Source organism: Streptomyces sp. NBC_01429 (assembly GCF_036231945.1).
Classification (GTDB): domain Bacteria; phylum Actinomycetota; class Actinomycetes; order Streptomycetales; family Streptomycetaceae; genus Streptomyces.
In genome coordinates, this window is the sequence record NZ_CP109599.1 from 1,509,099 (window position 1) to 1,535,618 (window position 26,520).

The 26,520-nt window shown below is 73.0% G+C and carries 21 protein-coding genes; 8 read left to right on the plus strand and 13 right to left on the minus strand.

What is annotated here, in order from left to right; translation table 11 throughout:
• Nucleotides 1-3: 3 nt before the first annotated feature.
• The 7 genes from OG627_RS06245 to OG627_RS06275 all read right to left on the minus strand — a co-directional run bounded on the left by OG627_RS06245 (nucleotide 4) and on the right by OG627_RS06275 (nucleotide 8,861).
• Nucleotides 4-411 carry a hypothetical protein gene (locus OG627_RS06245; RefSeq protein ID WP_329062248.1) on the minus strand — a complete coding sequence of 136 codons (408 nt, stop codon included), beginning with the start codon at nucleotides 409-411 and terminating at the stop codon, nucleotides 4-6.
• 128 nt (nucleotides 412-539) lie between these two features.
• On the minus strand, nucleotides 540-1,547 hold the full coding sequence (locus tag OG627_RS06250; protein WP_329062250.1) for a ketopantoate reductase family protein: 1,008 nt from the start codon (nucleotides 1,545-1,547) through the stop codon (nucleotides 540-542).
• Between the two features lie 134 nt (nucleotides 1,548-1,681).
• Nucleotides 1,682-3,484: a HoxN/HupN/NixA family nickel/cobalt transporter gene (locus tag OG627_RS06255; RefSeq protein ID WP_329062252.1), complete on the minus strand. Its 1,803-nt coding sequence runs from the start codon at nucleotides 3,482-3,484 to the stop codon at nucleotides 1,682-1,684.
• A complete protein-coding gene (locus tag OG627_RS06260) occupies nucleotides 3,481-4,764 on the minus strand; it encodes a tetratricopeptide repeat protein (protein ID WP_329062254.1) in 1,284 nt (427 codons plus the stop codon). The genes OG627_RS06255 and OG627_RS06260 overlap by 4 nt, the downstream gene beginning before the upstream one ends.
• Before the next feature lie 281 nt (nucleotides 4,765-5,045).
• Nucleotides 5,046-6,614: a DUF4331 domain-containing protein gene (locus tag OG627_RS06265; protein WP_329062258.1), complete on the minus strand. Its 1,569-nt coding sequence runs from the start codon at nucleotides 6,612-6,614 to the stop codon at nucleotides 5,046-5,048.
• A 484-nt stretch (nucleotides 6,615-7,098) separates the two neighbouring features.
• Nucleotides 7,099-7,770, minus strand: coding sequence for a sortase domain-containing protein (locus tag OG627_RS06270; RefSeq protein WP_329062260.1), 672 nt, complete (start codon nucleotides 7,768-7,770; stop codon nucleotides 7,099-7,101).
• A 23-nt stretch (nucleotides 7,771-7,793) separates the two neighbouring features.
• Nucleotides 7,794-8,861: a hypothetical protein gene (locus OG627_RS06275; RefSeq protein WP_329062261.1), complete on the minus strand. Its 1,068-nt coding sequence runs from the start codon at nucleotides 8,859-8,861 to the stop codon at nucleotides 7,794-7,796.
• A gap of 193 nt (nucleotides 8,862-9,054) precedes the next feature.
• Between OG627_RS06275 and OG627_RS06280 the strand changes: the two genes are divergently transcribed.
• Nucleotides 9,055-9,882, plus strand: a complete 828-nt coding sequence (locus OG627_RS06280) for an ABC transporter ATP-binding protein (protein WP_329062263.1) — start codon at nucleotides 9,055-9,057, stop codon at nucleotides 9,880-9,882.
• Here the strand turns inward: OG627_RS06280 and OG627_RS06285 are convergent, their stop codons facing one another.
• Together OG627_RS06285 and mgt are read right to left on the minus strand one after the other, a co-directional pair.
• A complete protein-coding gene (locus OG627_RS06285; protein WP_329062265.1) occupies nucleotides 9,883-10,437 on the minus strand; it encodes a DUF1697 domain-containing protein in 555 nt (184 codons plus the stop codon). It abuts the gene before it with no gap.
• Nucleotides 10,438-10,474: 37 nt separating this feature from the next.
• Nucleotides 10,475-11,680, minus strand: a complete 1,206-nt coding sequence (gene mgt, locus OG627_RS06290) for a macrolide-inactivating glycosyltransferase (protein WP_329062267.1) — start codon at nucleotides 11,678-11,680, stop codon at nucleotides 10,475-10,477.
• A 175-nt stretch (nucleotides 11,681-11,855) separates the two neighbouring features.
• Here mgt and OG627_RS06295 point away from each other — a divergent pair, with 175 nt between their 5' ends.
• A complete protein-coding gene (locus OG627_RS06295; RefSeq protein ID WP_329072414.1) occupies nucleotides 11,856-12,722 on the plus strand; it encodes a phosphotransferase enzyme family protein in 867 nt (288 codons plus the stop codon).
• A 169-nt stretch (nucleotides 12,723-12,891) separates the two neighbouring features.
• Nucleotides 12,892-13,461, plus strand: coding sequence for an EF-hand domain-containing protein (locus tag OG627_RS06300; protein ID WP_329062269.1), 570 nt, complete (start codon nucleotides 12,892-12,894; stop codon nucleotides 13,459-13,461).
• On the opposite strand, the gene OG627_RS06305 is transcribed toward OG627_RS06300, so the two are convergent.
• The 3 genes from OG627_RS06305 to OG627_RS06315 all read right to left on the minus strand — a co-directional run bounded on the left by OG627_RS06305 (nucleotide 13,430) and on the right by OG627_RS06315 (nucleotide 16,492).
• Complete coding sequence (locus tag OG627_RS06305) at nucleotides 13,430-14,263, minus strand: methyltransferase domain-containing protein (protein WP_329062272.1); 834 nt, start codon at nucleotides 14,261-14,263, stop codon at nucleotides 13,430-13,432. The two genes, OG627_RS06300 and OG627_RS06305, sit on opposite strands and share 32 nt — an antisense overlap.
• 176 nt (nucleotides 14,264-14,439) lie before the next feature.
• On the minus strand, nucleotides 14,440-15,153 hold the full coding sequence (locus OG627_RS06310) for a 3'-5' exonuclease (RefSeq protein ID WP_329072416.1): 714 nt from the start codon (nucleotides 15,151-15,153) through the stop codon (nucleotides 14,440-14,442).
• A 109-nt stretch (nucleotides 15,154-15,262) separates the two neighbouring features.
• On the minus strand, nucleotides 15,263-16,492 hold the full coding sequence (locus OG627_RS06315; protein WP_329062274.1) for an SAV2148 family HEPN domain-containing protein: 1,230 nt from the start codon (nucleotides 16,490-16,492) through the stop codon (nucleotides 15,263-15,265).
• 399 nt (nucleotides 16,493-16,891) lie between these two features.
• Here OG627_RS06315 and glgX point away from each other — a divergent pair, with 399 nt between their 5' ends.
• The 4 genes from glgX to OG627_RS06335 all read left to right on the plus strand — a co-directional run bounded on the left by glgX (nucleotide 16,892) and on the right by OG627_RS06335 (nucleotide 23,682).
• Nucleotides 16,892-19,012: a glycogen debranching protein GlgX gene (glgX, locus tag OG627_RS06320; RefSeq protein ID WP_329062275.1), complete on the plus strand. Its 2,121-nt coding sequence runs from the start codon at nucleotides 16,892-16,894 to the stop codon at nucleotides 19,010-19,012.
• A 113-nt stretch (nucleotides 19,013-19,125) separates the two neighbouring features.
• A complete protein-coding gene (locus OG627_RS06325; protein WP_329062277.1) occupies nucleotides 19,126-19,902 on the plus strand; it encodes a GNAT family N-acetyltransferase in 777 nt (258 codons plus the stop codon).
• Between the two features lie 55 nt (nucleotides 19,903-19,957).
• Nucleotides 19,958-22,315 carry a malto-oligosyltrehalose synthase gene (treY, locus tag OG627_RS06330; RefSeq protein WP_329062279.1) on the plus strand — a complete coding sequence of 786 codons (2,358 nt, stop codon included), beginning with the start codon at nucleotides 19,958-19,960 and terminating at the stop codon, nucleotides 22,313-22,315.
• Nucleotides 22,316-22,614: 299 nt separating this feature from the next.
• Nucleotides 22,615-23,682 carry a lytic polysaccharide monooxygenase auxiliary activity family 9 protein gene (locus OG627_RS06335; protein ID WP_329062282.1) on the plus strand — a complete coding sequence of 356 codons (1,068 nt, stop codon included), beginning with the start codon at nucleotides 22,615-22,617 and terminating at the stop codon, nucleotides 23,680-23,682.
• Nucleotides 23,683-23,912: 230 nt separating this feature from the next.
• Here the strand turns inward: OG627_RS06335 and OG627_RS06340 are convergent, their stop codons facing one another.
• Nucleotides 23,913-24,461 carry a DUF1707 and FHA domain-containing protein gene (locus tag OG627_RS06340; protein ID WP_329062284.1) on the minus strand — a complete coding sequence of 183 codons (549 nt, stop codon included), beginning with the start codon at nucleotides 24,459-24,461 and terminating at the stop codon, nucleotides 23,913-23,915.
• Nucleotides 24,462-24,680: 219 nt separating this feature from the next.
• Here OG627_RS06340 and treZ point away from each other — a divergent pair, with 219 nt between their 5' ends.
• Nucleotides 24,681-26,465: a malto-oligosyltrehalose trehalohydrolase gene (gene treZ, locus OG627_RS06345; RefSeq protein ID WP_443073609.1), complete on the plus strand. Its 1,785-nt coding sequence runs from the start codon at nucleotides 24,681-24,683 to the stop codon at nucleotides 26,463-26,465.
• The last annotated feature ends 55 nt before the right edge of the window (nucleotides 26,466-26,520 follow it).

Consider the following 26,520-nt stretch of genomic DNA (forward strand, 5'->3'; position numbering starts at 1 on the left):
CCGCTATTCGTCCAGGCGCCGCAGCAGCGCGTCCGGCATGACGTCCGCCTCGGTGAGCGGCGGCCCGAACTCGTAGTCGTGGCGGCCCACATGGCCCAGCGGCAGACTGCACGCCTCTTCCGACACGGCGCCCGCGAGGAACTTGGCGGGGCAGGGGTCCAGGCGCAGCAGTTCGCGCTCAGGACCGTACTCGTTGCCCCTCGGCCACCGGGCCCACATGACCCAGGGCGCCGTCGTCTCCGTACCGCCCACGCACTGCGCGATCACATGGTGCAGCCCCTCGTGGCCCTCCTCCAGCGCGCACCACAGCGCGCGCTCGGGGGCGAACCCGCCCTCCAGCTTGTCGAGCACGGCCATCTCCGCATCGAGGAAGAGGATCCGTGCCGGACACGACACCCGACGAATCGACATTGCCTGTCACCTCCGAGCAGCCAGTGTCGCGCCGCGGCGGGGACGCGGACAGCCCGTGGGGGGGAGCTTCACCCCAAGGAGCGGTGGCGGGCCGGACGTTCCAGGGCGTGTCCGGGGCTCCTGCCGCCCTAGACGGCGTCGATGAGGGCGGTCAGTTCGGCGACGGTCAGGGAACCGGCGGCGCGGCGCTCCCGGGCGAAGGCGTCGGCGATGCGCTGGAGGGTGTCGTTGACCGGGGTCGGGACACCGTGGAGGCGGCCGAGCAGGGCGATCTCGCCGTTCAGATAGTCCGCCTCGATCGTGCCCGTACCCCGGCTGAGGCTCTGCCAGGACGAGCCGCCGCCGCGCGGCCCACCGGCGGTGGGCGCGAAGGAGACCAGGTCGCCCCGGGCCGCGGCCTGCTCCTCCCGGCTCGCGAAGGCGATCCCGGCGGCGTCGAGCACGGCGGTACCCTCCGCGTACACGCGGTCGACGAGGTCGCGGGAATCCTCGCCGAGCAGGCCGGTGACGGCCTCGATCGCGTTGACGAGGTTGGACAGCAGCTTGGCGTACTTCCAGCGCATCACGTCCGGGGCGAGCGGGGCGAGCAGCCGGGCCTTCTCCAGGCTCGCGGCGAGGGCCCGCGCCGTCCCGTCGTCGCCCGAGGGGTAGCGGCCGAGGTGGAGCATGCCGGTGTACGGGGCGCACTGCGCCACGACCTCGCCCGGCTCGACATGGGTCGCGGGCAGCCAGACGCACATGCCGTAGACCCGGCGGAAGCGCCGCAGCGCGAGCCGCTCGCCCTCGACCCCGTTCTGCGCGCAGACCAGCGGCAGCACCTCCCCGGCCGTGGCGCCCGCAGGACCGGCGCCCGCCACCGGCCGCGCCGACCACGCGTCCAGCGCCGCCACGCTGTCCTGGATCTTCACCGCGAGCAACAGGACGTCGTCCGGGCGCAGTTCGAGCGCTTCGGGCCGGTCGACCACCGGCACCCGGTGGACGCGGGTGCCGTCGGGGGTGGTGAGTGTGAGGCCGTGCTCGCGCAGCGCCTCGTAGTGCGCGCCGCGCGCGACGAGCACCACGTCCTGCCCCGCCTCCGCGAGCCGTCCGCCGATGGCGCCGCCGACCGCTCCGGCCCCGATGATGACGTGGCGCATCCTGACTCCGCTCGGATGGGGCCGCGGGGCAGTGGCGCGGCTGGGTGGCGTGGCGACCGTTCCAGTCTCCTTCGTCCGCTGGAACGGATCAAGCCCCTCCCCCCCCGCCCCCTCGGGGGAAGGCTCCGGGCTTCCTACCAGGGGCCCGCGGCGGCCCGCAGGGTCAGTCCGACGCCGACGAGCAGGACGAGCGTGGAGGTGATGACCGGCCCGATCCTGGCCCACCGGCGCAGCCCGGCCCAGCGGGATCCGGTGGTGGCGGCGCGTGCGGTGCGGTCGAGGCGGTCGCGCAGCCGGACGAGGAGGAGCCCGGCGAGGGTGAGGGTGGCGGCCATGCCCAGTCCGTACCCGACGACCAGCAGCACGCCGAAGGCGGTCCTGCCGAGGGCGACGGCTCCCAGCAGGACGACGAGGGCGGAGGGGCTGGGCACGAGCCCGCCCGCGATGCCCATGCCGATCAGCCCGCCCCGGGTCACGCCGGGGGCCTTGTGGTGGGTGTGGGGTGCGTGGGTGTGGGGTGCGTGGGTGTGGGAGTGGGGCGCGTGGGCACGGGGCGCGTGGGTGTGCTCGTCCGTGAGGACGGCGAGGGCCGAGCCGTCCGCCGCGGGCACGGTGGCGGCGCCGGGCCGGCGGCGGCCGGGCAGCAGGTTCCTCGGCTCGCTCCGGGGGCGGGGGGCGTGAGGGTGGTGGTCGTGCCCGTGGTCGTGCCCGTGGTCGTGCCCGTGGTCGTGCCCGTGGTCGTGCCCGTGGTCGTGCCCGTGGTCGTGCCCGTGGTCGTGCCCGTGGTCGTGCCCGTGGTCGTGTCCGTGAGCATGGTCGTGATCATGCCCATGTCCGTGTCCGTGACCGTGACCATGGCTGTGGCCGTGCGTGGGCCGGTTGCGTACCGCCCCGTACAGCAGCCACAGTCCGATGCCGGTCACCAGCAGCCCACTGGCCAGCCCCAGCCAGGTCAGCACCGTCTCGCCCGCGAGCGTGGTCGCGACCGGCAGCAGGAGCCCCAGGACCAGCACCCCGGCGGTGTGCGTGAGCGTGACCGTGGCGCCGACGGTGACCGCGTCCCTGGGCGTGCCTCGCCGGCCGGCGAGGTACGCCGCCATGATGGTCTTCCCGTGGCCGGGCAGCACGGCGTGCGAGGCACCGAGGACGACGGCGAGGAGCAGCGCCAGCAGCCCTACGGGGACGGTCAGTTCACGGCTGCCGACCAATGAGTCGAAGACCCCCGAGACCCGGTCCAGGACGGTGGCGAACGGCCCGGTGCCCGGCAGGGCGGCCGACGCCTCCGGGGCCCCGGCGCCCCCGCCGGGCGCGGTGCGCACCGCGGCGGAGCGCTGGTCGAGGGGGTCGGCCAGCGGGTCCGTGGGGTAGTGGCGCAGTGCGTCGGTGGCCGAACGGGCGGGTACGTCGGAGTCGGTGAGGGTGACCCCTTCGCCGCGTGCGGTGATCTCCTGCCAGCCGATACGGCGGCTGTCGTATCCGGTGCGCACGGTGATGCGTGACGGGCGGCGCAGGTCAGCCGCCGAGGTGAGGCCGCAGGTCAGCCGGCTCGTGGTGAGCCCGGCCTCGCCCGGGTGGTAGGTGAACGCGCTGCTCGTCGCGGTCCACTCCAGCCGCCGGCCCGCCACCTCCACCCGTAGCAGCCCCGCCGCCGTGGCGCACTCCTCGCCGGCGTGGGTACGGGCCTCGGCCGCGTCGACCGTCCCGTCGGCGTCACGGTCGACGCGTACCCGCTCCTGCGCGGCGGCGATCTCGGCGCGGTCGACGACGAGGGTGGCGTCGACACCGTCTTGACGCAACGTCAGTCCGGTGTGGAAGTTGACGGTGAAGTTGCCCAGGGGGTGGGCCGAGGCCGTCGGCGCGGCGACGGCGGAGGCGGTGGCGGCGATCGCCGTGAGGCCGCACACCGCGACGGCGCGGAAGAGGGGGCGGAGGTTCATGTGTCGGTGTCGATTCGCTGGAGCGCGGACCGCGCGGCGGATGCGTGCAGGGGGTGGAAGTGCGGATCGATGGCGAGGGCCGTCTCCAGGTCCCGGCGGGCCGCCGCCGGGTCGCCGAGGGCTCGTTCGATCATCGCCCGGTGATAGTGGGAGAGCGCGCCGCGTGTGCCGAGCGCCAGCGCCCGGTCGGCGTACGGCAGCGCCCGCGCGTCCTGTCCCGCGCGGTGCAACGCCCAGGCGTACGCGTCCTGTACGGCGATGAAGGGCCGGTTCGCGACGGCGGCGCGGCCCAGGCGGACGGCGCGTCGCGGGTCGCCGTGGTCGGCCTCGAAGAGGATGGCGTCCACATCGGGCACGGCCTTCGCCGCCGCGCGCAACCGGTCCTGGGCGCGCAGGACTTCGTACTGTTCCTCGGCCAGGTCCGCCCGCCCCAGCGACTGCTGGAGTTCGCCGAGACCCAGGACGTACTGCGGCAGCGGGGTGACGGCGACCGCCGCCGTGTAGTCCGCGACGGCCCGGCCGCTGTCACCGAGCGCCCCGTGGGCACGGGCGCGCGCCTCCAGCAGCTGCGGGTCGCGCGGAGCGGTCCGCAGCCCCTGCCCCGCCTCGCGCAGCGCGGTGCGCGGATCGCCCGACTCCTGGGCCAGGGTGGCGAGATGGGCACGGGTGAACGCCTTGTCCCCCGGCGTCGACGCGTCGTCCAGCGCGCGTTTCATCAGCGCTCTCGCGCGCGGGACATCGCCGCGCAGCTCCCAGGTGTACGAGGCGCGGGCCAGCGAGGAGGTGTCGGGACGCAGGTCGGTCATGCGCTGGACGTCCCGGTACGAGGCTTCGTACCGGCCGAGTTGGGTGTGCGCGTCGGCGAGCACACCGTACGCCGCGGATCCCGAAGGGTTGGTGGTGACGGCCCTGCGGCCCCAGTCCAGGGCCCCGGCGAAGTCGTGCCGGGCTGCGGCCAGGGCGCCGAGGCCCGTCTGGGCGGCGTAGTTGTCCGCGGGCTGGACCTTCAGAGAGGTCCGCAGCGCCGATTCCGCCTTCACGTAAGTGGCGGGATCGGCCGTGGTGCGCGCCTGTTGTACGTAGGCCATGCCCAACGAGGCCCAGCCGGGGGCGTCTTCGGGCAGCCGACGCAGCCGCTCGCGCATCGCCTCCGGCGACCCGCTCCGCGCTCCGGCCGTCACCGTGTCCGCCGGGCCGCCGTCGGCACCGGTACCGGAGCCCGCCGGGGTCAGCCCGACCGCGCCGGCGGCGAAGAGCGTCGCGCCGAGGGCCAGGGTCACCGCCGTACCGCGCAGCCGTCCGCGGCCCCGGCCGACGCCCCGCTCACCGGGCGGCGGAGGCGATACCGGCGAAGGGGAAGGGGGATGAGGAGGGACCTGGGACGGGGAGTGGGAGTGGGAGTGGGAGTGGGGATGCGGCTGAGGCACGGTCCTCCTCGGCTTGCGGCTGCGTGCGGGCTACGGGCTGCGGGTGCGGTACGCGGCTTCTCCGGCCGCACGGATGGGGTGGGCCGGGCGGGGCCCCGGGAGAAGGGCCCAGCCCGGCCTGTCGTTCCGCCGTGTCAGACCTTGGCGGCCCGGCGGCGCCAGACGCGGAACCCGCCGGTGCCCAGCAGCAGCGCGCCCAGGCCACCGATCGCGACGGCGTTGTCCGGGTGCAGCACGGAGGACCGCTTCGCCCCGGTGCTCGGCGAGTTCACGGCCTTGGTGTGCGGCAGCGCCAGGTACGGGAACCGGGCCCCGAACGGAAGGTCGTTGGCGTTGACCTTGTCACCGGCCGCCAGCGCCGGGACGAGCTTGCCGGTCTGCGCAGCGCCCTCGACCGCCTGGAGGGAGATGTCGATGACGTCGTCCGTCAGCCGGCGGCCGTTGGGGAAGCCGGCCAGGTCGCCGGCGAGCACGCCGAGCCGCTGCGGCTTCGCCGTGGGTGCGACGGCCATGTTGAGCCGCAGCTCCTCGGCCGGGACCAACTGTCCCGGGTTCGCGTCCTTGTTGAGGCTGTGCGCGTTCAGGTCGGCCTGGATCGGCCCGCACGCCTTGCAGATGCCGGTCAGATAGATCTCCGCGAGATCGTCGCGCGGCGTCTTCGGCGCGGGGATCCCGTACACCTTCTGGATCAGCTTGGGCAGGATCGGGTCGTAGACCTTGTCGACGACCGGCTGCACCGTGCGGTCCTGGTCCGGCGAGATCGAGTTGAAGGCGTCCTTGTACTTGAGCGGCACGACCACCTCGTTCACCAGCGGGTTGCCCAGCCGGGAGACCTGCCGCCAGCCCCCGTCGGTGTCCTTGGCGCGGCTGTCGGTGACGTTCACGCCCCGGCGCTCGGTGGTGGACCAGATGCCGACGACCGGGTTGCGGCCCGGGTTGCCGCGCAGGGCCAGGTCCTTCTTGGGGATCTGGAGGGCGACGGAGTTCACGTTGTAGCCGGCCAGGGTGTCCTGGCCGACCTCGCTGAGGTTGCCGCCGTAGAGCAGGTCGAAGACGCGCAGATCGGCGAAGAACGGGTCGTCGGCCTGGCCGGCGAACGCCTTCGCGCCACCGGGCGCGTTACGCACGGCCTGGTCGCGCAGGGACGCGTAGTCCGGCATCGAGGCGGGGCCGACCCGGGAGGGGGCGACCGGCGCGTCGTGCAGCAGGGTGCGGGTGCGCCCGTGGTCGGTCACCGTCAGGTCGTACACCTGCCGGAAGTTGAGGTTGGGGTCGTTGAGCGTACGGACGGGGCCCGTGTTGTAGAGGAACTGGTTCGCGTCGTCGCGGACGATATTGCGGAAGCGCCAGGTGTAGGTGACGTCCGGGCGCCCGTCCCCGGTGTTGTCGATCTTGATGTGGTAGCGGGCGTCGTCGGCGAACGCGTAGAAGTTCGGGCCGCCGTTGGGCTCCTCGAAGGGAATCCAGTTGGCGACGAGCGTCACCGTGTCGGAGCGGTCCGGGCTGGTGAAGGCGTACACGTCGGTGTTGTCGGCCCGGGGGTCCCCGGCGATCAGGGGAGCCTCGCGGTGGCTGGAGGCGGCGCTGACGCCCGGGGCCAGGGTCAGCGCGCCGAGCCCGGTGGCCAGCGCGCCCGCACCCAGGACCAGCAGGGAATGGTCGAGAGCACGGCGCGTACGAGGCCGTGCCGAAGGAGTCTTCATGGGGTTCCTCTCGCTGCGAAGCCACCCGGCCCGCGTACCGTCCTGCCGCACGCGGGCGCGAGGGAATTCAGATGGGGGAGGTGTGATGCATCGACCCAGCGGGCAGGACATCGAAACGTGTCCGGGCGGCTTCCACGAAGGTCAGGGCACCTTCGCAGGTCGGCTGTCACCGCGCACCGGAAATCGATGCGCAGAACGCAGAGAACCACGAAGAGCGGGCGGTACACGCCGACAGGGCGCGGCCGTGGCGTGCCATCGCGCGGCGCGATCGCGAACAACCGCAGGTGAAGCGGGTGGTACGGGCACCACAGGGGCGCGGAAAACCCCTCGCGACACGGGCCGGACGACTGGGCCGATCGATACCACCGCGACCCTATTGCATATCAGTCGCAATAAGCCGACGAGGTGGAGCGGTATCGGCGCGCGCGAAATTCGCGCGGACGCAGGATCGATTCTCCGTAAAGCCCGGGAATATCCGGGGGATTCACTTCTCCGGTGTCCGGTGCCGCTCCGTCGCGGCGGTGGCGTAGACGACGACGTTGTCGCGGTAGGTCCGCGCCGCGCGGTCCCAGCCGGTGCAGGTGATCATGCGCAGGCCGGCGGAGGCGGTGGGGGCGTAGACGCTGTCGGGGAACCGGTCCTTGGGGTAGACGGCGACGGCGGCGACGGTGAACCGGGCGGTGCTGCCGTCGGCGCGGCGGACCGTGACCGCCATGCCGGGGGTGACGGCGCCGAGTCCGTAGAACGCGGCGGGGCCGTCGGCCGAGTCGACATGTCCGGCGAGGACGGCGGTGCCGCGCTCCCCCGGGGTGACCGACGACGCGAGCCAGCTCGCCCGCGCGGGATCGGCGGGCAGCGGCAGCTCGCCCCGGCCGGTCGTGCGGACCGGCTGGAGGCGCGCGGCGAGGCGCGCCTCGGGGATGGCGACCTCGACCGGTACGGAACGGGGCATGCCCGGCGGCTCGGCCTGTCCCGGACGGTCCGCCGGGGTCCGGGGCGGTACGGTCCCCGCGACCGCGGCCCGGGGCGGCGGGGGCGTCTGATCGGCGACGGCCACGCCGATCGCCACGCTTCCGGCGAGCGCGCACAGGGCGGCCACCGCGGTCCAGAGCGTGCGGCGGCCGTCCCGGCGGGCCCGGTGCGGGCCCTGCTTCATCGTGTCGTCTCCCCGTGTCGCCGTCAGTTCCGGTGGGCGGTGTTCTGCCGGCGCCGGAGCACCAGGGCGCCCGCGGCTCCGGCGAGCAGCGTGCCGCCCGCGCCGAGCAGCACGGGGTGCTGAAGGCCCTGGGTGCTGCCCGCCCCGGCGGCGACCCCGCCCTTCGGCATGCCGTCCCGGGAAGCCCGCGGGGTGTCGGCGGCCTTGGGCGCGTCCGCGTGGTCGGAGGCGCTGTTCTCGGCGGCGGTGCTGTTCTCGGCGGCAGCGTCGTCGGAGGCGCTGTTCTCGGGGACACCGTCGTCGGTCGCGCCGTCCTGGTTCGTTCCGGGAAGGGTCTGGAACCAGAGGAAGACATTGGTGTCGATGGGCCGGGTGACCCCCGAGTGGGGGTCGGCGGCCAGCTTGGTCACCGTGGCGAGGTCCTTGCCCGCCCGGATCTTGGCGTAGGAGTCGGGGTCGCTGACCGCGACGACCTTGACGGGCCACCACTCGGGCCGGTCCTTGTTGCGGTCGGCGATGATGTGGTCGTGCCCCGGGAGCATGGTGTTCCTCAGCTTCGCGGCCGGTGTCTTGAGCGCGGCGGAGAGAGCCGAGAGGTCGATGCTGGTGGGGTGGTCCACACACGGCTCGTTCGCGGGGCACTGGAGCGCGGCCGGGCCCGGCGAGAACAGCGGGACCGGGATGTAGAGCGGGTCGGTGAACCGCTCCGAAGTGGTCCCGGGCGGCACGCGGTTGGCCTTCGTACCGGCTTCGCACTTGCTGGCCGCCCCGGAGGGGACGGACGGATCGCAGTAGAAGTTCTGGGTGTACAGGAACGTGACCGTCCTGCCCTCGTACCAGCCGTCGGTGACGCCGATGTTGCGGCACAGGGCCTGCGGCCGCCCCGACGAGCACGCGTTCTTGAGCGGCTGGACGGTACGGTCGCCGGTCGGCGCGGGACCGAAGCCGAAGTCGGGGCCGCTGCCCGCGGCGCCCGCGCCGTCGGCGACGGCGAGACCGGCCGTACCGGCCGTGCCGACGGCGGCGAGGGCAAGACTGAAGACACAGGCGGCCATGCGGACCGGACGGCGCCTGCCGGATATCTCGCTCATTTCCTGGGATCCTTTCGGACGCCCGCGACCGGGACGGGGCATCTCCGCCGTACGGTGCTCGGGCAGCAGGCCGCACGTCGGGAAAGAGGGGCGGCGTTCTGCACCCATCGTGACGCGCGGCGACGAACGTTGCCTCACAGTGATGGGCGAGACGGGTGAGGGGCCGTCGGCGCGAAGGGATACGATCCGATTCATGACCATGGTGGTGCGCGCGGACGAGGTCGATTTCGTACGCGAGGGAAAACTGCTCCTGGACTCGATCTCCCTGACGGTGCGGGCCGGGGAACACTGGGCGCTGCTCGGTGCCAACGGCGCGGGCAAGAGCACCCTGCTCGGGATGGTGGGCGCGGTCACGCACCCCACCCGCGGCACGGTGGAGATCCTGGGCGAGGCGCTCGGCCGGGTCGATCTGCGTGAACTGCGCGCCCTGCTCGGCCATGTCAATCCGCGCCATCCGCTGCGTTCGCCGCTGCGGGTCCGCGATGTCGTCCTGACCGGGCTGACGAACTCCGTCGAGCCGCTGCCGCGTTGGTCGCCGCCGGCGCGGGAGCGCGAGCGGGCCGAGGAGCTGCTGGCCATGCTGGGCATGGCGGGCAAGGAGGAGGCGCGCTGGCCGACGCTCTCGCAGGGCGAGCGCGGCCGTACGCTCATCGCGCGCGCCCTGATGCCCCGGCCCCGGCTGCTGCTGCTCGACGAGCCGGCCACCGGTCTCGACCTCGCCGCCCGCGAGCAGCTGCTGAGCAGCCTGGACACGATGCGCCTGGAACACCCCGAGCTGGCGACCGTGCTGGTCACCCACCACCTGGAGGAGCTGCCCGCCTCCACCACCCACGCGATGCTGCTGCGGGCGGGCCAGTGCGTGGGCTCGGGCCCGGCCGACGACGTCCTCACCACGGACCGGGTCAGCAAGTGCTTCGACCATCCGGTACGGATCTCCCGCACCGACGGCCGCTGGACGGCGCGGGCGGAACGGGTCGCCCCGGCGACGGCGGGCCCGGGTCCGGGTCCCGCACCGGTCTAGTCAGGACCGGTCGCCGGTCATCTCCACGAGCTTGACGACGGTGTTCCAGTTGCGGCTGGTGGCCGTGACCCCCTTGAACAGGGCCGGTCGCGACAGGGCCTGGCCCAGCTTGGAGCGGCCGAGCCCGTCGGGGGCGTACAGATACAGCACCCGGTCGCCCAGCCGGAACTCCTCGGGCAGATACACCGCCGGGTCGATGGACGCGAATCTCTCCGGGCCCACGCCCCCGGAGAGAAACGTACAGTGGAGCTGCCTGCCCTCCAGCGTGGCGGCGGGGAAGGGACAGGCGTCCGCCACCGCCCGCAGATACGCGGCGTTCCGCACGAGGCAGTCGACACCGAACCCGAACCGCGCCTCGACGGCGCGCTCCAGAGCGACGGCGAGGGCGGTCTCGTCGTCCGACGAGCTGCTGAAGACGGCATTGCCGCTCTGGAGGTGGGTACGGACCTCACCGTGCCCCAGCTCCGACAGCAGCGCGCGGAGGTCCGCCATCGGCACCGGTCTGTGCCCGCTCACATTGATCCCGCGCAGGAGCGCCGCGTACGTCGTGGTCATGGCCCCACGATAGGGCGGGGGTCCGACACCGGAGCCGTCATGCCCTCGGCAGCTCCGCCTCGATCAGGTCCGCCGCCCGGTGGGTGCCTCCCTCGGCCGCCATCTCCCGGCCGATCTCCTCCAGCCTGCGCGCCACTTCGGGGTCGGAGTCCAGGGCGAGCACCGCCTCGCGCAGCGCCTCGGGCGTGACCGCCTCCGTGTCGATCCGGCGGGCGACACCGAGCGAGACCAGCATGTCGGCGTTGCCGAACTGGTCGACGGCCTGGGGTACGGCGACCATGGGCGTGGCCGTCGCCAGCCCCTCCTGGCTGCCGCCCGCGCCCGCGTGGGTGATGAACGCGTCCGCCTGCTTGAGCACGGAGAGCTGCGGCACCCAGCGGTGCACCTCGACGTTGGGCGGTACGTCACCGAGCGCGGCCTCTTCCACATGTGCGCCGATCTGGAGCACGACGTGCCAGCCCGGCAGATTCCCGAAGCCCTCGACGCAGGCCCGGTAGAAGTCCGGCTGCTTGGTGAAGGACGAGCCGAGCGAGACCAGCAGCACCTTCTCGGCCCCGGCGGGCCGCTGCCAGTGCCCCTGGGCGGTGCGGTCGCCCTGACAGGCGCCGACGAAGGTGAAGACGGAGGTGTCCACCCGGTCGGCCTTGTACTGGAGCACCTTGGGGATCAGCACGATGGACCGGTCCGGCCGGGCGGACAGCAGGTCGGGATCCGTGTGGCCCATGTCGTTGTCCTGGAGCCAGCGGGTGAAACGCGCCCGGTAGGCCCGGCCGCGTTCGGACGACTCCAGCTCGGCGAGCATCGGCTCGGCCACCTCCTCCCGGTACCCCTCCCACCCGACCATGTGCGTGGAGACCTGGAAGAACGGCACCCCCCAGCGGTGCGCGAGGACCGGCGCCGGAAAGGACGTGGTGTCGCCGATGACCAGATCGGGCTCGTCGCCCTCGAACGCCGCCGCGAGCTGCGGCAGCGCCCGCATCGCGTCGGTGAGGAACGGCTCGACGTTGTCGATCAGCTCCGTCCCCCAGGCTTCGGGGTCGTCGTCGGGCGAGGGCAGGACGGTGGAGTAGATCACCGGCTCGGCGCCGGTCTCGGCGATCTTCTCGGCGAAGACGGCGGGGATCGCGTAGCTGACGCGGTGGCCACGGGCCACCAGCTCCCTGATGACTTCGAGGCTCGGGTTCACATGGCCGTGCGCGGCGATGGAGAACATGGCGATATGGGAACGCTTCGTTGCGGTCATGACGCGACCGTAAGCGAGACGAGACGTCTCGTGCAATGTGATTTCCGGGCCTCCGGCTCCCCCGGGCCCCCGTCCGGGCCCCCGCCGCCCCGGCCCTCACTCCCCACGCGGACCGCGCCCGGCCCGGATGCGAGACTTTGGCCCATCGGAACCACCTGACGTGAGTGAGCCATCGATGGACGAGGTGCGGGCGCGGGAGATCCTGGCCGGGGCCGGACTGCCGCACGACGCGGAGCTGCTGGCCCTGGGCGAGAACGCGGTGTTCGGGACGGCCGGGCTGGTCGTCAAGGTCGGCCGGGACGCCACGGCCCACACCGAGCTGCTCGACCGGGCCCGGCGCGAGGTCGCCCTCGCGTCCTGGCTCGCGGAGTCGGGCATTCCGGCCGTACGGGCCGCCGAGCCCGAGGCCCGTTCGGTGCGGGGGCACCCGGTGACCCTCTGGCACCGGCTGCCGCCCGCCGTACGGCCGGCCGGGCCCGCCGATCTGGCGTCGCTGCTGCGGCTGGTGCACGCGCTGCCCGCGCCCGGCTCCTTCACGCTCCCCCGCCGGGAGCTGCTGGGCGGCGTCGAGCGCTGGCTGCGCATCGCGGGCGACGCGATCGACCCGGCCGACGCCGACTACCTGCGGGGCCGCAGGGACGGCTTCGCCGAGGCCGCGGCCACCCTCGTACCCCGGCTGCCGACCGGCCCGATCCACGGCGACGCGCTGCCGCGCAACGTCCATGTCGGCCCGGACGGACCGGTCCTGGTGGACCTGGAGACCTTTTCCGCCGACTTCCGCGAGCACGACCTGGTGGTCATGGCGCTCTCCCGGGACCGGTACGGTCTGCCCGCCGAGGCGTACGCGTCCTTCACCGAGGTCTACGGCTGGGACGTCCGCGAGTGGTCCGGCTGTCCGGTGCTGCGCGGCGCGCGGGAGACGGCCAGCTGCGCCTGGGTCGCCCAGCACGCCCCGGCCAATCCGAAGGCGCTGGACGAGTTCCGGCGGCGGGTCGCCTCGCTGCGCCAGGACGACCCCGAGGTCCGCTGGTACCCCTTCTGAACCACGCGTACATCGCCCGAACACGGCCAACGAGTGGGCGGTTCATGCCGGAGTGCCGCCTTTTTCATTCTTTCTGATGAAAGCTCGGCCTTCCTCACGAACCCGAATTCCGCAGCCCGCATAGTGACGGCACAACGCCCCTCCCTGGCCTGACAAGAGGTGAGAGACCATGCGCGCAGAAGCGGTCAACCGGGTCAAGCTCGTGTTCACCCTGTTCGACGCCGATGGCAACGGCTTCCTGGAATCCGACGACTTCGATCTGATGAGCAGCCGGGTCGCCGCGGCCGTACCCGGCGCCGAGGAGGCCCGGAAGCAGGCGATGCGGGCCGGCTTCACCCGCTACTGGACCACGCTGCTCAGCGAACTCGACGCCAACCGGGACGGCCGGATCAGCTACGAGGAGTACCAGGCGTGCGTCCTGAGCCCCGAGCGCTTCGACGAGGCGGTCGGCGAGTTCGCGGCCGGCTTCGCGCGCCTCGGCGACCTGGACGGCAGCGGTACCGTCACCCGCCCGGTGTTCATCGGCATGATGCGGGGCGTCGGCTTCGGCCTGCCGAACATCCACGCCCTCTTCGACGCCTTCGAGCCCGACGACGCCGACCGGGTCGGGGTGGACATCTGGGAGGCCGAGATCAAGAACTACTACGCCCCCGGCAAGGGCGGCATCCCGGCCGATCTGCTGGCGGAGCCGGCGACGGGCCAGGCCCTCACCCCGCCCGCCGCCCCCAGGCCGTCATGACGGTCAGGGCCAGGTCGTGGAAGCCCGGCGACGCCAACTCCTCGTAGGCCGCCTCGAAGTCCTCGTGGCACACCTCCCCGTGCGCCACCATCGCCGCGCGGGACCGCTCCAGGTTCATCCGCCACCAGAGGGCCTCCGTGCCGCCGCCGTGGACCACCTGGATCCGCGCGTCCAGCCCGACGCCGGTCAGACCGGCCCGTCGCAGCGGCTCGGGCAGGGTGCGGGCCCAGCCGGTGTCCGAGCCGATCGACCGTTCCAGATGGGCGCGGAAGTCCCGCATCACCTTCCGGTAGGCCGGATGCGGCGACTCCATCACGCTGAAGGACGCCGGCTCCTCCAGCACCAGCACCCCGCCGGGCCGCAGCCAGCGGACCAGCCGGGCCACCGCCCGGTCCGGGGCCGCCTGGTGGATCACCACGTACCGGGTGTGCACCAGGTCGAACGACTCCGGCGGGAAGTCGTCGGCGCACAGGTCGTGCCGCAGCACGCGCACGCCCAGCTCCCCCAGCTCGTCCAGGAAGCGGGTGTCCAGGTCGGTGACCGTCACCCGCGCTCCCCGGCCGGCCAGCCAGCGCGCCACCGACCCGCCCCCGCCGCCCACTTCCAGCACATCGGTCCCCGGCCCGGCCCCCAGCGCGGTCAGCCGCCGCCGGGTGTGCCCGTCGAGCAGCGACTCCAGCAGCGCCAGCCGCTGCCGCTCACCGTCGATCGCGTGGCTGAACAACCCCTCGCTGTACCGGTCCCGGGCCCGGGACTCCTCCTCGGGCGTACGGGGTGCGGCGTACGGAAGCTCTGCGGTCATGAGACGGTCTCCTGTCGCGCGGACAGCGGCGGCGGCCCTGCCTGGGTCGTGCCACGGTGACAGAGAACCGAGGGCTCATGGGCACTTTTACGGAAGAAACCGCATAGGACCCGGAATCACCGGCCATAGCATGACGAAGCGTCGCCACCACCGCCGCACGGCAGCGGGTCCGGACGTCAGTGGCTGTACGGCACGACGGGCCAGGCGGCCTCGACGGTCGCCTCGGGGTTCGACGTGCGCCGGAGATAGCTCTGGAGTGACGCCGACTGCTCGGCCGCCGCACGCACCTGAAGCTCGTGCAGATCCGCCGCGGCCGCCGCGCCTATCCTCGCGTGCTTCACACCCAGACTCCGCGCCGTGCGAGCCGCGGCCACCGCGTCGGCGACGGCGTCGTGCGCGTTGTCGAACGTCACGCCGTAGTGATCGCAGAGCGCCTGGAGATTGCGCCTGCCCTTGCGGTACCGGTCGACGTGCTTGTCCAGGACCAGCGGGTCGATGATGGGCGAGGGCTTGCCGCGCAGCCGCCCGGCCAGCGGCTCCACCCCGTAGCGCCGGCACTCGCGGTCCAGCAGCGAGAGGTCGTAGCGCGCGTTCATCACCACGAGCGGGGTGCCCGAGCGCAGCACCTCGGCGACCGCCGAGGTGATCTCCTCGACCGCGGGCGCGGCCGGCCTCCCGTGCCTGCGGGCGTGCTCCGTGGAGATGCCGTGGATCTCGGCCGCCTGCGCGGGGATCAGCACCCCGGGATCGAGCAGCCAGGTCCGCTCGCTCCGCAGCCGGCCGTCCGCCTCCACGGCCACCAGCGCCGCCGTGACGATACGGTCGGACTCGATGTCGGTCCCTGTGGTCTCCAGATCGAAACCGACCAGCGGTTCACCGTGCCAGGTCATCATGGCCCTCCCTCATGCCGCGGTGGAGCTTCCCCCGTTGGACATTCACCCTGCCACGCGGCACTGACAACGAGGCCGGCGCGGCGGCCGGCGGGCGACCCGGGGCCGGTCAGGAGACCGGCCGGGAGTCCGTCCAGACCGACTCGAACTCCTCGCGATAGGTCTGGAAGAGTCCGTGTTCGGTGTCCTGCCCGGAACGCACCACCTCACGCCCGCCGCCCCGCAGGACCAGCACCGGCGCCTCCATGCCGCGCGCCCGGCGCAGATAGGACTGCACGACGGCCAGCCCGTCCGGGCCGTCGCCGTCGACCAGATAGGCGGTGAAGCGCGGGGTCTCGTCGAAGACATGGATCTCGAAGGCGCCCGGGTCGCGCAGTTTGGAGCGCACCCGCCGCATATGGAGGATGTTCATCTCCACCGAGCGGCTCAGCTCGCCCTTGCGCAGTCCCAGTTCGCGTTCGCGGCGCTTGACCGCGCTGCTGGCCGGGTTGAGGAAGACCAGCCGTATCCGGCAGCCGGACTCGGCGAGGCGGATCAGCCGGCGCCCGGAGAAGTTCTGCACGAGGAGGTTCAGCCCGATGCCGATGGCGTCGACACGCCGGGCGCCGCCGAAGAGGTCCTCGGCGGGGATCTGCCGTTGCAGCCTGACCCGGTCGGAGTGCACGGAGACGACGTCCGCGTACCGGTCGCCGACCAGGTCCTCCACCGCGTCGACCCGCAGCCGCGCCGACGACGGCACCCCGCCGCCGCCCAGGATCTCCAGGAGCCGGGCCGAGGCCCGCTCCGCCTGGGCGAGGACCGTCTCGGAGAGCGCCCGGTTGCGGGAGACGACGTTCCGCGCGACCTCCAGCTCGTCGAGCGCCAGCTCCACGTCGCGGCGGTCGTCGAAGTAGGGCTCGAAGCAGGGCCAGTGCTGGACCATCAGCTCCCGCAGCTGCGGGAGGGTGAGGAAGCTCAGCACGTTGTCGTCGGCCGGGTCGAGGAGATAGCCCTTGCGCCGCGACACCTCCCGTACGGCGACGGCGCGCTGCACCCACTCCTGTCCGGCGGGCCCGGCGGCGGCGACCACCCACTCCTCGCCGTGCACCGGCTCGTAGATGGGCCGCAGGACCGCGGCGACGACCGCGCGCAGCCGCTGCTCCACCAGATTCAGCCAGATATACGCCCGCCCGGCGCGTTGGGCGCGCGTACGGACCTCGCTCCAGGCGTCCGCGCCCCAGTCCAGTTCCGCCCCGATCTCCATCGGCCGTGCGAGGGAGACCGCTCCGGGCGGGATGTCGCCGGACTCCCCCGCGTGACCTGCGTCACCGGGCGGCAGCTCCAGCCCTCCCGAGCTCACCCGCGCACCTGCCTTCTCTCCCTATTCAACGATCAAGGAAGGGTACTCCGCCGAGCGGAGACGGTGCAGCAGGATGCACCGTCTCCTTTCTCAACTCCCTTGATCATGAGGCTTGTTCCTGGCGTCGAGTTGAGCCGTAGTGAGCTGATTCATAGGAATTGCGCCCGGTCCGCGCCGGGGCGCACGGGACGAGAGGACGCCCCAGAGGCCGCCGAGCCCGTCAACCCGGCCGGGCCGCACTGCGCCCGGCAGTGCGGCACACGCGGTTGACGCCCGGGGTTGACGCCCGGCGAGAAGCGCCGAGAACTTCTCGGGGTCCTAGGAGGTTGCCCCGATTTCGGGGAAGATCTGGCTCAAGAAGCCCGCAGCACCCGGATCAGAAGTGGAAGAGTCATATCTATGCAGGTCTGGCCGGGACAGACGTATCCCCTCGGCGCCACCTACGACGGCGCCGGCACCAACTTCGCGGTCTACTCAGAGGCCGCCCACCGAATCGAGTTGTGCCTTCTGCACGACGACGGTTCAGAAACGGCGGTGGAGCTGCGCGAGACGGACGCCTTCGTACGCCACGCCTATCTGCCGGGCATCATGCCGGGGCAGCGCTACGGCTTCCGGGTCCACGGGCCCTACGAGCCGGAGCGCGGACACCGCTGCAACTCCGCGAAACTGCTTCTCGATCCGTACGCACGTGCGATCAGCGGCAGCATCGAGTGGGGCGAGTCGGTGTACGGCTACCACTTCGGCAAGCCGGAGTCGCGCAATGACATGGACTCGGCTCCCCACATGATGTCCTCGGTCGTCGTGAACCCGTACTTCGACTGGGGCGACGACCGGCTGCCCCGTACGGACTACCACCGCACGGTGCTCTACGAGGCCCATGTGAAGGGCCTGACCATGCTCCACCCGGAGCTGCCCGAGGAGCTGCGCGGCACCTACGCGGGACTGGCCCATCCCGCGGTGATCGAACACCTGACGGAGCTGGGGGTGACGGCGCTGGAGCTGATGCCGGTGCACCAGTTCGTCAACGACCACCGGCTGGTGGACGCCGGGCTCGCCAATTACTGGGGCTACAACACCATCGGCTTCTTCGCCCCGCACAACGCCTACGCCTCCTGGGGCGACCGGGGCGAACAGGTCCTGGAGTTCAAGCAGGCCGTCCGGGCGCTGCACCGCGCCGGGATCGAGGTCATCCTCGATGTCGTCTACAACCACACCGCCGAGGGCAACCACCTCGGCCCGACGCTCTCCTTCCGGGGCCTGGACAACGCGCAGTACTACCGGCTGGGCGAGAACCAGCGCTACTACACGGACACCACGGGCACCGGGAACTCGCTGCTGATGCGCAGCCCGCACGTCCTCCAGCTGATCATGGACTCGCTGCGGTACTGGGTGACCGAGATGCACGTCGACGGCTTCCGCTTCGACCTCGCGGCGACGCTGGCCCGCCAGTTCCACGAGGTGGACCGGCTGTCGTCCTTCTTCGACCTCGTCCAGCAGGACCCGGTGGTCAGCCAGGTGAAGCTGATCGCCGAGCCCTGGGACGTGGGCGAGGGCGGCTACCAGGTGGGGAACTTCCCACCGCTGTGGACCGAGTGGAACGGCAAGTACCGCGACACGGTGCGCGACCTGTGGCGCGGCGAGCCGAGGACGCTCGCGGAGTTCGCGTCCCGGCTGACCGGTTCGTCCGATCTGTACCAGGACGACGGGCGCCGGCCGCTGGCCTCCATCAACTTCACCACCTGCCACGACGGCTTCACCCTGCACGACCTCGTCTCGTACAACGACAAGCACAACGAGGCCAACGGCGAGAACAACCGGGACGGCGAGAGCCACAACCGGTCCTGGAACTGCGGGGCCGAGGGCGAGAGCGACGATCCCGGGATCGTCGAGCTGCGCGAGCGCCAGATGCGGAACTTCATCGCGACGCTGATGCTCTCGCAGGGCGTGCCGATGCTCAGCCACGGGGACGAGTTCTCCCGCACCCAGGGCGGCAACAACAACGCGTACTGCCAGGACAACGAGGTCTCCTGGGTCCGCTGGCCGGAGAAGGGCGCCGAGACCGACGGCGGGATGCTGGCCTTCACCCAGGCGATGGTGTGGCTCCGGCGCGACCATCCGGTCTTCCGGCGCAGGCGCTTCTTCCACGGGCGGCCGGTGGAGGGGACGCACGACGACCTGTCGGACATCTCGTGGTTCACGCCGGAGGGCGAGGAGATGACCCAGCAGGACTGGCAGGCGGCGCACGCCAAGGCCATGACGGTCTTCCTGAACGGTCACGCCATCTCGGAGCCGGGTCCGCGCGGCGAGCGGATCTCGGACGACTCGTTCCTGCTGATGTTCAACGCGAGCGCCGAGGAGCTGGAGTTCGTGGTGCCGGTCAACCACGGGGAGCAGTGGCAGCTGATGGTGGACACGGCCCGGCCGGAGGGCGTGGTCCCGGGGCAGGGCGAGAAGGTCGACGGGGGTGAGCGGCTCACGATGATCGGCCGCAGCATGACGGTGCTGATGCGGCCGGCGTAGGCGGTGCGGTGCGGCGGGGCGCGGGGCGGTGCGGCGGGGCGCGGGGCGGTGCGGCGCGGCGCGGGCCGGGAAAACCGGTTGCCGCGCCGCCCCGCCGGTGGTCCCGTGGCCTGATGGATCCGAAGGAAGTGCTCGCCGCGTTCGACCGGCAGATGCGACGGGACGCCCCGGCGGAGGGCGCCGGCGCCCGGGTGGAGCGGGCCGGCGACGTCGTACGGCAGACCGGTGGCGCGCACGACTGGAACGGGGTCCTGTGGTCGGACCTGCGGGACGGCACGGCGGCGCGGGCCGTCGCCGAGCAGGTGGAGCACTTCTCCCCGCTCGGCGTCGGGTTCGAGTGGAAGCTCTACTCCCACGACCGGCCCGCCGCTCTCGCGCGCCATCTGCGGGCGGCCGGGTTCGTCCCCGGGCCCCCGGAGTCCCTGATGGTGGCGGAGAGCGCGGCGCAGACGGGCGGGGCCGGGCCGCCGGACGGCGTACGGCTGCTCCCGGTGACCGAAGCGGCGGGGGTGGATCTGCTGGCCGACGTCCATGAACTCGCCTTCGGCGAGGACGCCGGCGCGCTGCGCGAGCGGCTGAAGGACCGGCTCGCCCGGGCTCCCGAGACGCTGGCGGCGGTGGTCGTCCTGGCGGACGGCGTCCCCGTGAGCGCGTCCAGGATGGAGCTGGTGCCCGGCACCGACTTCGCCGGTCTGTGGGGCGGCGGCACCGTGCCGCGGTGGCGCGGCCGAGGGCTGTACCGGGCGCAGATCGCCCACCGGGCCCGGATCGCCGCCGCGCGCGGTTACCGCTTCCTCCAGGTGGACGCGGCGGAGACGAGCCGGCCCGTCCTCGACCGGCTCGGCTTCACGACGCTGAGCACGACCACGCCGTATGTGTACAAGCCATGAGCACACGGCCCACTCGTATGGCGCATCACCCGCTATCCGGGGTACGTACGACCGTATGACTCCCACCGCGACCTATCGGCTGCAACTCCAGCCGGACTTCCCGTTCTCGTCCGCCGCGCGGGCGGTGCCCTATCTCGCCGCGCTCGGGGTCTCCCATCTGCATCTGTCGCCGGTCCTCGAAGCCGTGCCCGGTTCGGCGCACGGCTACGACGTGGTCGACCACGGAGCCGTACGGGCGGAGCTGGGCGGCGAGGAGGGGCTGCGCGCCCTGGCGGGCCGGGCCCGCGAGTACGGGCTCGGGATCGTCCTGGACATCGTGCCCAACCACATGGCCGCCTCGCCCCGCCACAACAAGGCGCTGTGGGAGGTACTGCGCGAGGGGCCGGCCTCCCCCTACGCCCGCTGGTTCGACATCGACTGGGCCGCGGGCGGCGGCAAGGTGCTGCTGCCGGTGCTGCCGGGCCCGGTCGGGGACGAACTGGACGCGCTGCGGGTCGAGGACGGCACGCTCCGCCACGGCGAGGAGCTGTGCTTCCCGCTCGCGCCCGGGACCGAGGACCTCCCGCTGCCCGAGCTGCTCGACGCCCAGCACTACCGGCTCGCCTGGTGGCGGCTGGCCCGTACGGAACTCAACTACCGGCGCTTCTTCACCATTTCCGAACTCATCGGGGTACGGGTGGAGGACCCGGAGGTCTTCGCCGCCACCCACGCCAAGATCCTCGAACTGGTACGGGACGGCGTGGTCGAGGGACTGCGCGTCGACCACCCGGACGGGCTCGCCGACCCGGAGGGCTATCTGCGCCGGCTGGGCGAGGCGACGGGCGGCTGCTGGACGGTCGTGGAGAAGGTCCTCGCCGACGACGAGGTGCTGCCCGCCGGGTGGCCGGTCGCCGGCACCACCGGGTACGACGCGCTGCGCCATATCGACGGGGTGTTCACCGACCCGGCGGGCGCCGAGGCGCTGGAACGGCGCTACCGCGAGGTCGCGGCGCCGGTCGGGGACCGGGGCGGCTACTGGGCGGGGACCGTGCGCAGGGCCGCCTACAAGGTGGTCTTCCACGAGCTGGCGGCCGAGACCGCCGCCCTCGTCCGGACGGCGGAGCGCGTCTGCGCGGCGGACCCCGCGCTGCGCGACCACGCGCCCTGGGCGCTGCTCACGGCCGTCAGGGAGCTGCTCGTACGGGTGCCCGTCTACCGCCCGTACGCCGGCGCGGGCGGGCCCTGCCCGGAGGCGGCCGAGGCGGCGGTCTCCGAGGAGGCGGTCCGGCAGGCGAAGGCGGTGTTCGCGGTAGAGCGGGAGGCGGCGGCCGTGGACGTGGTGCGGGAGCTGGCGCTCGGCCGGCTCGGCTCGGGCCCCGACCACGTGGCGTTCTGCGCGCGCTTCGCGCAGACGGCGTCCGCGCTGCGCGCCAAGTCGGTGGAGGACACGGCGTTCTACCGGTACGTGCCGCTGCTCTCGGCCAACGAGGTGGGCGGGGACCCGGGGCACCCCTCGGTGTCGCCGGAGCGCTTCCACGCCTACTGCCTCCGGCTGGCGCGCGACTGGCCCGCCACCGGCACCGTACTGACCACGCACGACACCAAGCGCAGCGCGGACGTACGGGCCGGGATCGCCGTCCTGTCGCAGTGCCCGGAGCGGTGGGACGAGCTGCTCGCCCAGGTGGCCGAGGAGCTGGCCACGACCGGGGCGCCTGCCCCCGATCCGCAGGTGGCGTGGCAGGCGTGGCAGACGGCGGTGGGCTTCACCCCGGCCTCGGACGGCAGCCCGCCCGAGGGCGCCCGGATGGTGCCCGCGCTGCTGAAGTCCGTACGGGAGGCCGGGCTGCACACCAGCTGGACGGAGCCGGACCCGCTGTACGAGCGCGCCGTGACGGAGTTCGTCGAGACGGGCCCCGCCGGACCGGCGCGGCGGACCGTCGCCGCGTTCAACCGGGCGCTCGCGCCGCACGTGCGGGCGGGCGCGCTCGGCGCGGCGCTGGTGCAGCTGACCATGCCGGGGGTGCCGGACCTCTACCAGGGCACGGAGCGCGAGTACGTCGCGCTGGTGGACCCGGACAACCGGCGGCCGTTCAGGACGGGCCCGCCGGACGACAGGACCGTGATCACGACGGCGGCGCTGCGGCTGCGCCGGGAACAGCCCGGCGTCTTCGGCGAGTCGGGCACGTACACCCCGCTGCACGCGGTGGGCCCGGCCGCCGCGCACTGCCTGGCCTTCGCGCGCACCGGCCGGGTGGTCACGGTGGTGACCCGGCTGCCGTACGGGCTGGAGCGGGCGGGCGGCTGGGGGGCGACCGAGCTGCCGCTGCCCGCGGGGCGGTGGCGCGAGGTGCTGACGGGGCGCGAGGTGTCGGGCGCGGTGCGGCTCGGGAAACTGCTGGCGGACTCCCCGGTGGCGCTGCTGACCGTGATCTGAGGCGGGGCGGCGGGCGCGTCGCGGGGCGCGGGAAAGCGACCCGGAAATCGGAGAGAGGCGCGGGGAGGGGCACGGGAAGGGGGCGCGGGAAGGGACGCGTTCGTACGGTCGGCAGAAAATCCGGACGGAAATCCGGACGGAGTCGTTTACAGAGTGGCCCAGCCGCGCTACGTTCCGAAATGGGAGCGCTCCCATGCACCCGATTGTCATGATCTCATCATCCTGATCACCGGCGGTCGCCCCCAAGCTCCTCGCCCGACGCACCCCGCACCGTCCGTCACGCCGAAGGGACTCGCGCGATGAACCGCCGCCCCCCACTGTGGCTGTTACACCCCCGCAGAGCCGTACTCCTCGTCCTGCTCGCCGTCCTGCCCGCCCTCGCCCTGGTCATGACCGGCAGCGGGACCTCCGACGCCCACGGCACCCCCATGCAGCCCGCCAGCCGTACCTTCATGTGCTGGCGTGACGGCCTGACCAGCACCGGTGAGATCAAGCCCGTCAACCCCGCCTGCAAGGCCGCCGTCGCGGCGGGCGGCACGACCCCGCTCTACAACTGGTTCTCGGTCCTGCGCTCCGACGGCGCGGGGCGCACCAAGGGCTTCATCCCCGACGGCCAGCTGTGCAGCGGCGGCAACTCCACGTTCACCGGCTTCGACCTGGCCAGGAACGACTGGCCGCTGACCCATCTGACCTCGGGCGCGTCGCTGGACTTCTCGTACAACGCCTGGGCGGCGCACCCCGGCTGGTTCTACGTGTACATCACGAAGGACGGCTACGACCCCACCAAGACCTCCAGCTGGGACGACCTGGAGCCGCAGCCCTTCCTGACCGTCGACCACCCGCAGGTCACCGGCTCGGCCGGCACCGTCGAGGGCGCCTACAAGTGGACGGGCGCCCTGCCCAGCGGCAAGAGCGGCCGGCACCTCATCTACATGGTGTGGCAGCGCTCGGACAGCAATGAGACCTTCTACAGCTGCTCCGACGTCGTGTTCGACGGCGGCAAGGGCGAGGTGACGGGTGTCGGCGAGGCGGGCACCCCGACCGACCCGCCCACCGACCCGACGGCGACCTGCACCGCCACCAGGGCGACCACCAACTCGTGGTCGGGCGGCTACCAGGCCGAGGTCACGGTGAAGAACACCAGCCCCAACCCGATCCTCGGCTGGATGGTCGAGTTCACCCTGCCGGGCGGCCAGAAGGTCGACAGCCTCTGGAACGGCAGCGCCACCTACGGCGGGCAGGAGGTCATGGTCCACAACGTCGACTGGAACGGCTCGCTGGCGGCCGGTGCCTCCACCACCTTCAGCTATGTCGTCACGGGAGGACCGCCGGACACCGCCACCGCCCCGCCCTGCTCGGTCCACTGACCCTCCGAGCCCAGGGACCCTCCGACCCCGGGGACCAGCGTCCCGGCCGGCCCGCCGGTCCACCGACCGGTGGCCGGTCCCCGACTCCGGCCCGGCCCCCACCGGACGCCGGAAACACCCGGCCCGCCGTCTTGACCCCCCACCCTGTGACGGCGGGCCGGGGCCCCGGTCCGCCGGGGCCCGCCCCGGACCGGAGCCGCGCGGCGGCCCCACGCGGGGCGCGGCCGGGCTCAGTTCGTGGCGAGGCGGAAGCTCATCTGCCCGAAGCCGACCATGTCGCCGTCCCGCACCACGGCCGTCGTCGTCACGCGGCGGCCGTTGACCGTCGTGCCGTTGGTGGAGCCGAGGTCGCGCAGGATCCACAGGCCGCCCTGCATGCTCAGCTCGGCGTGCAGCCGGGAGACCGTGTCGTGGCTGAGCCGTAGTCCGTTCAGCGGATCGCGGCCTATGCGCAGCGGGTACGGGCCCGGCTGGGGCAGCAGCAGCTTCGGGAGCTTCTCGGCCTGCCAGGCCCGGCGCAGCCGCTGCGAGAACGCCGATACGCCGCCGACCGCGCCGAACAGCCGCCGCGCCCAGGGGGCTTCGTGCTCCAGGTCCGCGGTGAGCGGCCGCAACTGCTCGACCCTGCGGGCGGCCAGCGCCAGATCCATCCGGCGCAGGAAGGTGTCGTGCGACAGCTTGCCCTGGGCCGCACCCTCTCTGAGCACCGCGAGGACACGGTCCCGCTCGGCGTCGGAGAGCCGCGCGGGGGACGTGTGGGACTCGAAGGAGGACGTCACAGACGTGATTGTCCTTCCGAAGGACGTGAGGTGTCCAGACGGGCCGTCATTCCCGCCCGCCCCCGTCGCCCGGCCCCGGCCACGCCCCGGCCGTCCGGCGGGGTCCGGTGAGCGCGGCCACCCGATTCGCCGCGATCACCGGGCCCCGGGCCGTCACTCTTGTCACCATGGGAGATGACGGGGGACGGCAGGACCGGCGACGACGAGGGGGAACCGCTCGTGCAGTTCGAGGTGTGGGCGCCGCAGGCGCGGGACCGGGTCGTACTCCAGCTCATGGACGCGGAGCGGGAGGCCGCCGGCGGGAGCGCCGGCGGCCGGCCCATGCGCCCCGACCCCGAGCGCCCCGGCTGGTGGACGGCCGAGGTGCCGGACGCCGCCGACGGCACCCGGTACGCCTTCGCGCTCGACGGCGGTCCCCCGCTGCCCGACCCGCGCTCCCGCCGCCAGCCGCAGGGGCCGGACGGACCGAGCGCCGTCGTGGACCAGAACGCGTACGAGTGGCGCGTCCCGTGGCCGGGGCGCGGGCTGCCCGGCGCCGTCCTGTACGAGCTGCACATCGGCACCTTCACCCGTGAGGGCACCTTCGACGCGGCGGCGGAGCACCTCGCGGAGCTGGCCGGGCTGGGGATCACGCATGTCGAGCTGATGCCGGTGTGCCCGTTCCCCGGCACCCACGGATGGGGGTACGAGGGGGTGTCGCCGTGGGCGGTCCACGAGCCGTACGGCGGCCCGGCGGGGCTCAAGCGCTTTGTCGACACGGCGCACGGGCTCGGCCTGGGCGTGGTGCTCGACGTGGTCCACAACCACCTGGGCCCGTCCGGCAACCATCTGCCGCGCTTCGGCCCGTACTTCACCGACACGCACCACACCCCGTGGGGCGCCGCCGTCAATCTCGACGCGCCCGGCTCGGACGAGGTGCGCGCCTACCTGCTGGACAGCGCGCTGGCCTGGCTGCGGGACTTCCGCCTCGACGGGCTGCGGCTCGACGCCGTGCACGCCCTGGCGGACGGGCGCGCGCTGACCTTCCTGGAGGAGCTGTCGGCGGCGGTCGACTCGCTGAGCGCCGATCTGGGGCGTCCGCTCTTCCTGATCGCCGAGTCCGACCTCGGCGACCCCCGTACGACCACACCACGCGCGCAGGGCGGCCTCGGGCTGCACGCGCAGTGGAACGACGACTTCCACCACGCCCTGCACACCGTCCTCACCGGCGAATCCCAGGGCTACTACGCCGACTTCGCCCGCGAGCCGCTGGCCGCGCTCGCCAAGACCCTCACCCGGGTCTTCTTCCACGACGGTACGTATTCGAGCTTCCGGGGCCGGACGCACGGCCGGCCCGTCGACCGTACGAGCACCCCCGCGCACCGCTTCCTCGGCTACGCCCAGACGCACGACCAGATCGGCAACCGCGCGCTCGGCGACCGGCTCCCGGCCACGCTCTCCCCGGGGCTGCTCGCCTGCGCCGCCACGCTCGTCCTGACCGGGCCCTGCACCCCGATGCTGTTCATGGGCGAGGAGTGGGGCGCGAGAACGCCCTGGCAGTTCTTCACCGACCACACCGATCCGGAGCTGGCCGAGGCCGTACGCAACGGCAGACGGCGGGAGTTCGCTTCGCACGGCTGGGCGGCCGAGGACATCCCCGACCCGCAGGACCCCCGGACCCGCGAGCGCTCCTGCCTGGACCGTTCCGAGCGGGCCCGGGAGCCGCACGCGCGCCTGCTGGCCTGGTACGGCGAGCTGATCGCGCTGCGCCACGCGCAGCCGGACCTCTCCGACCCGGACCTGGCGGCGGTGCGGGTGGCGTACGACGAGGTGGCGCGCTGGCTGACCTACCGCAGGGGCGATCTGCGGGTCGCGGTGAACCTCTCGGCGCGGGCGGTGGAGATCCCGGTGGGCGGTGCCGGCGGGCGGGTCCGGGTACTGGCCTCGTGGGACCGCCAGGAACCGGCCGGGGACGGCGTCCTGCGGCTGCCGCCGGAGTCGTGCGTGGTGCTGGCCGACGGGTGACCCCCGTACCGCCCCGGCCGGTCGGCATGCCGCTTCGTCAACCGGCCCTCGTGCG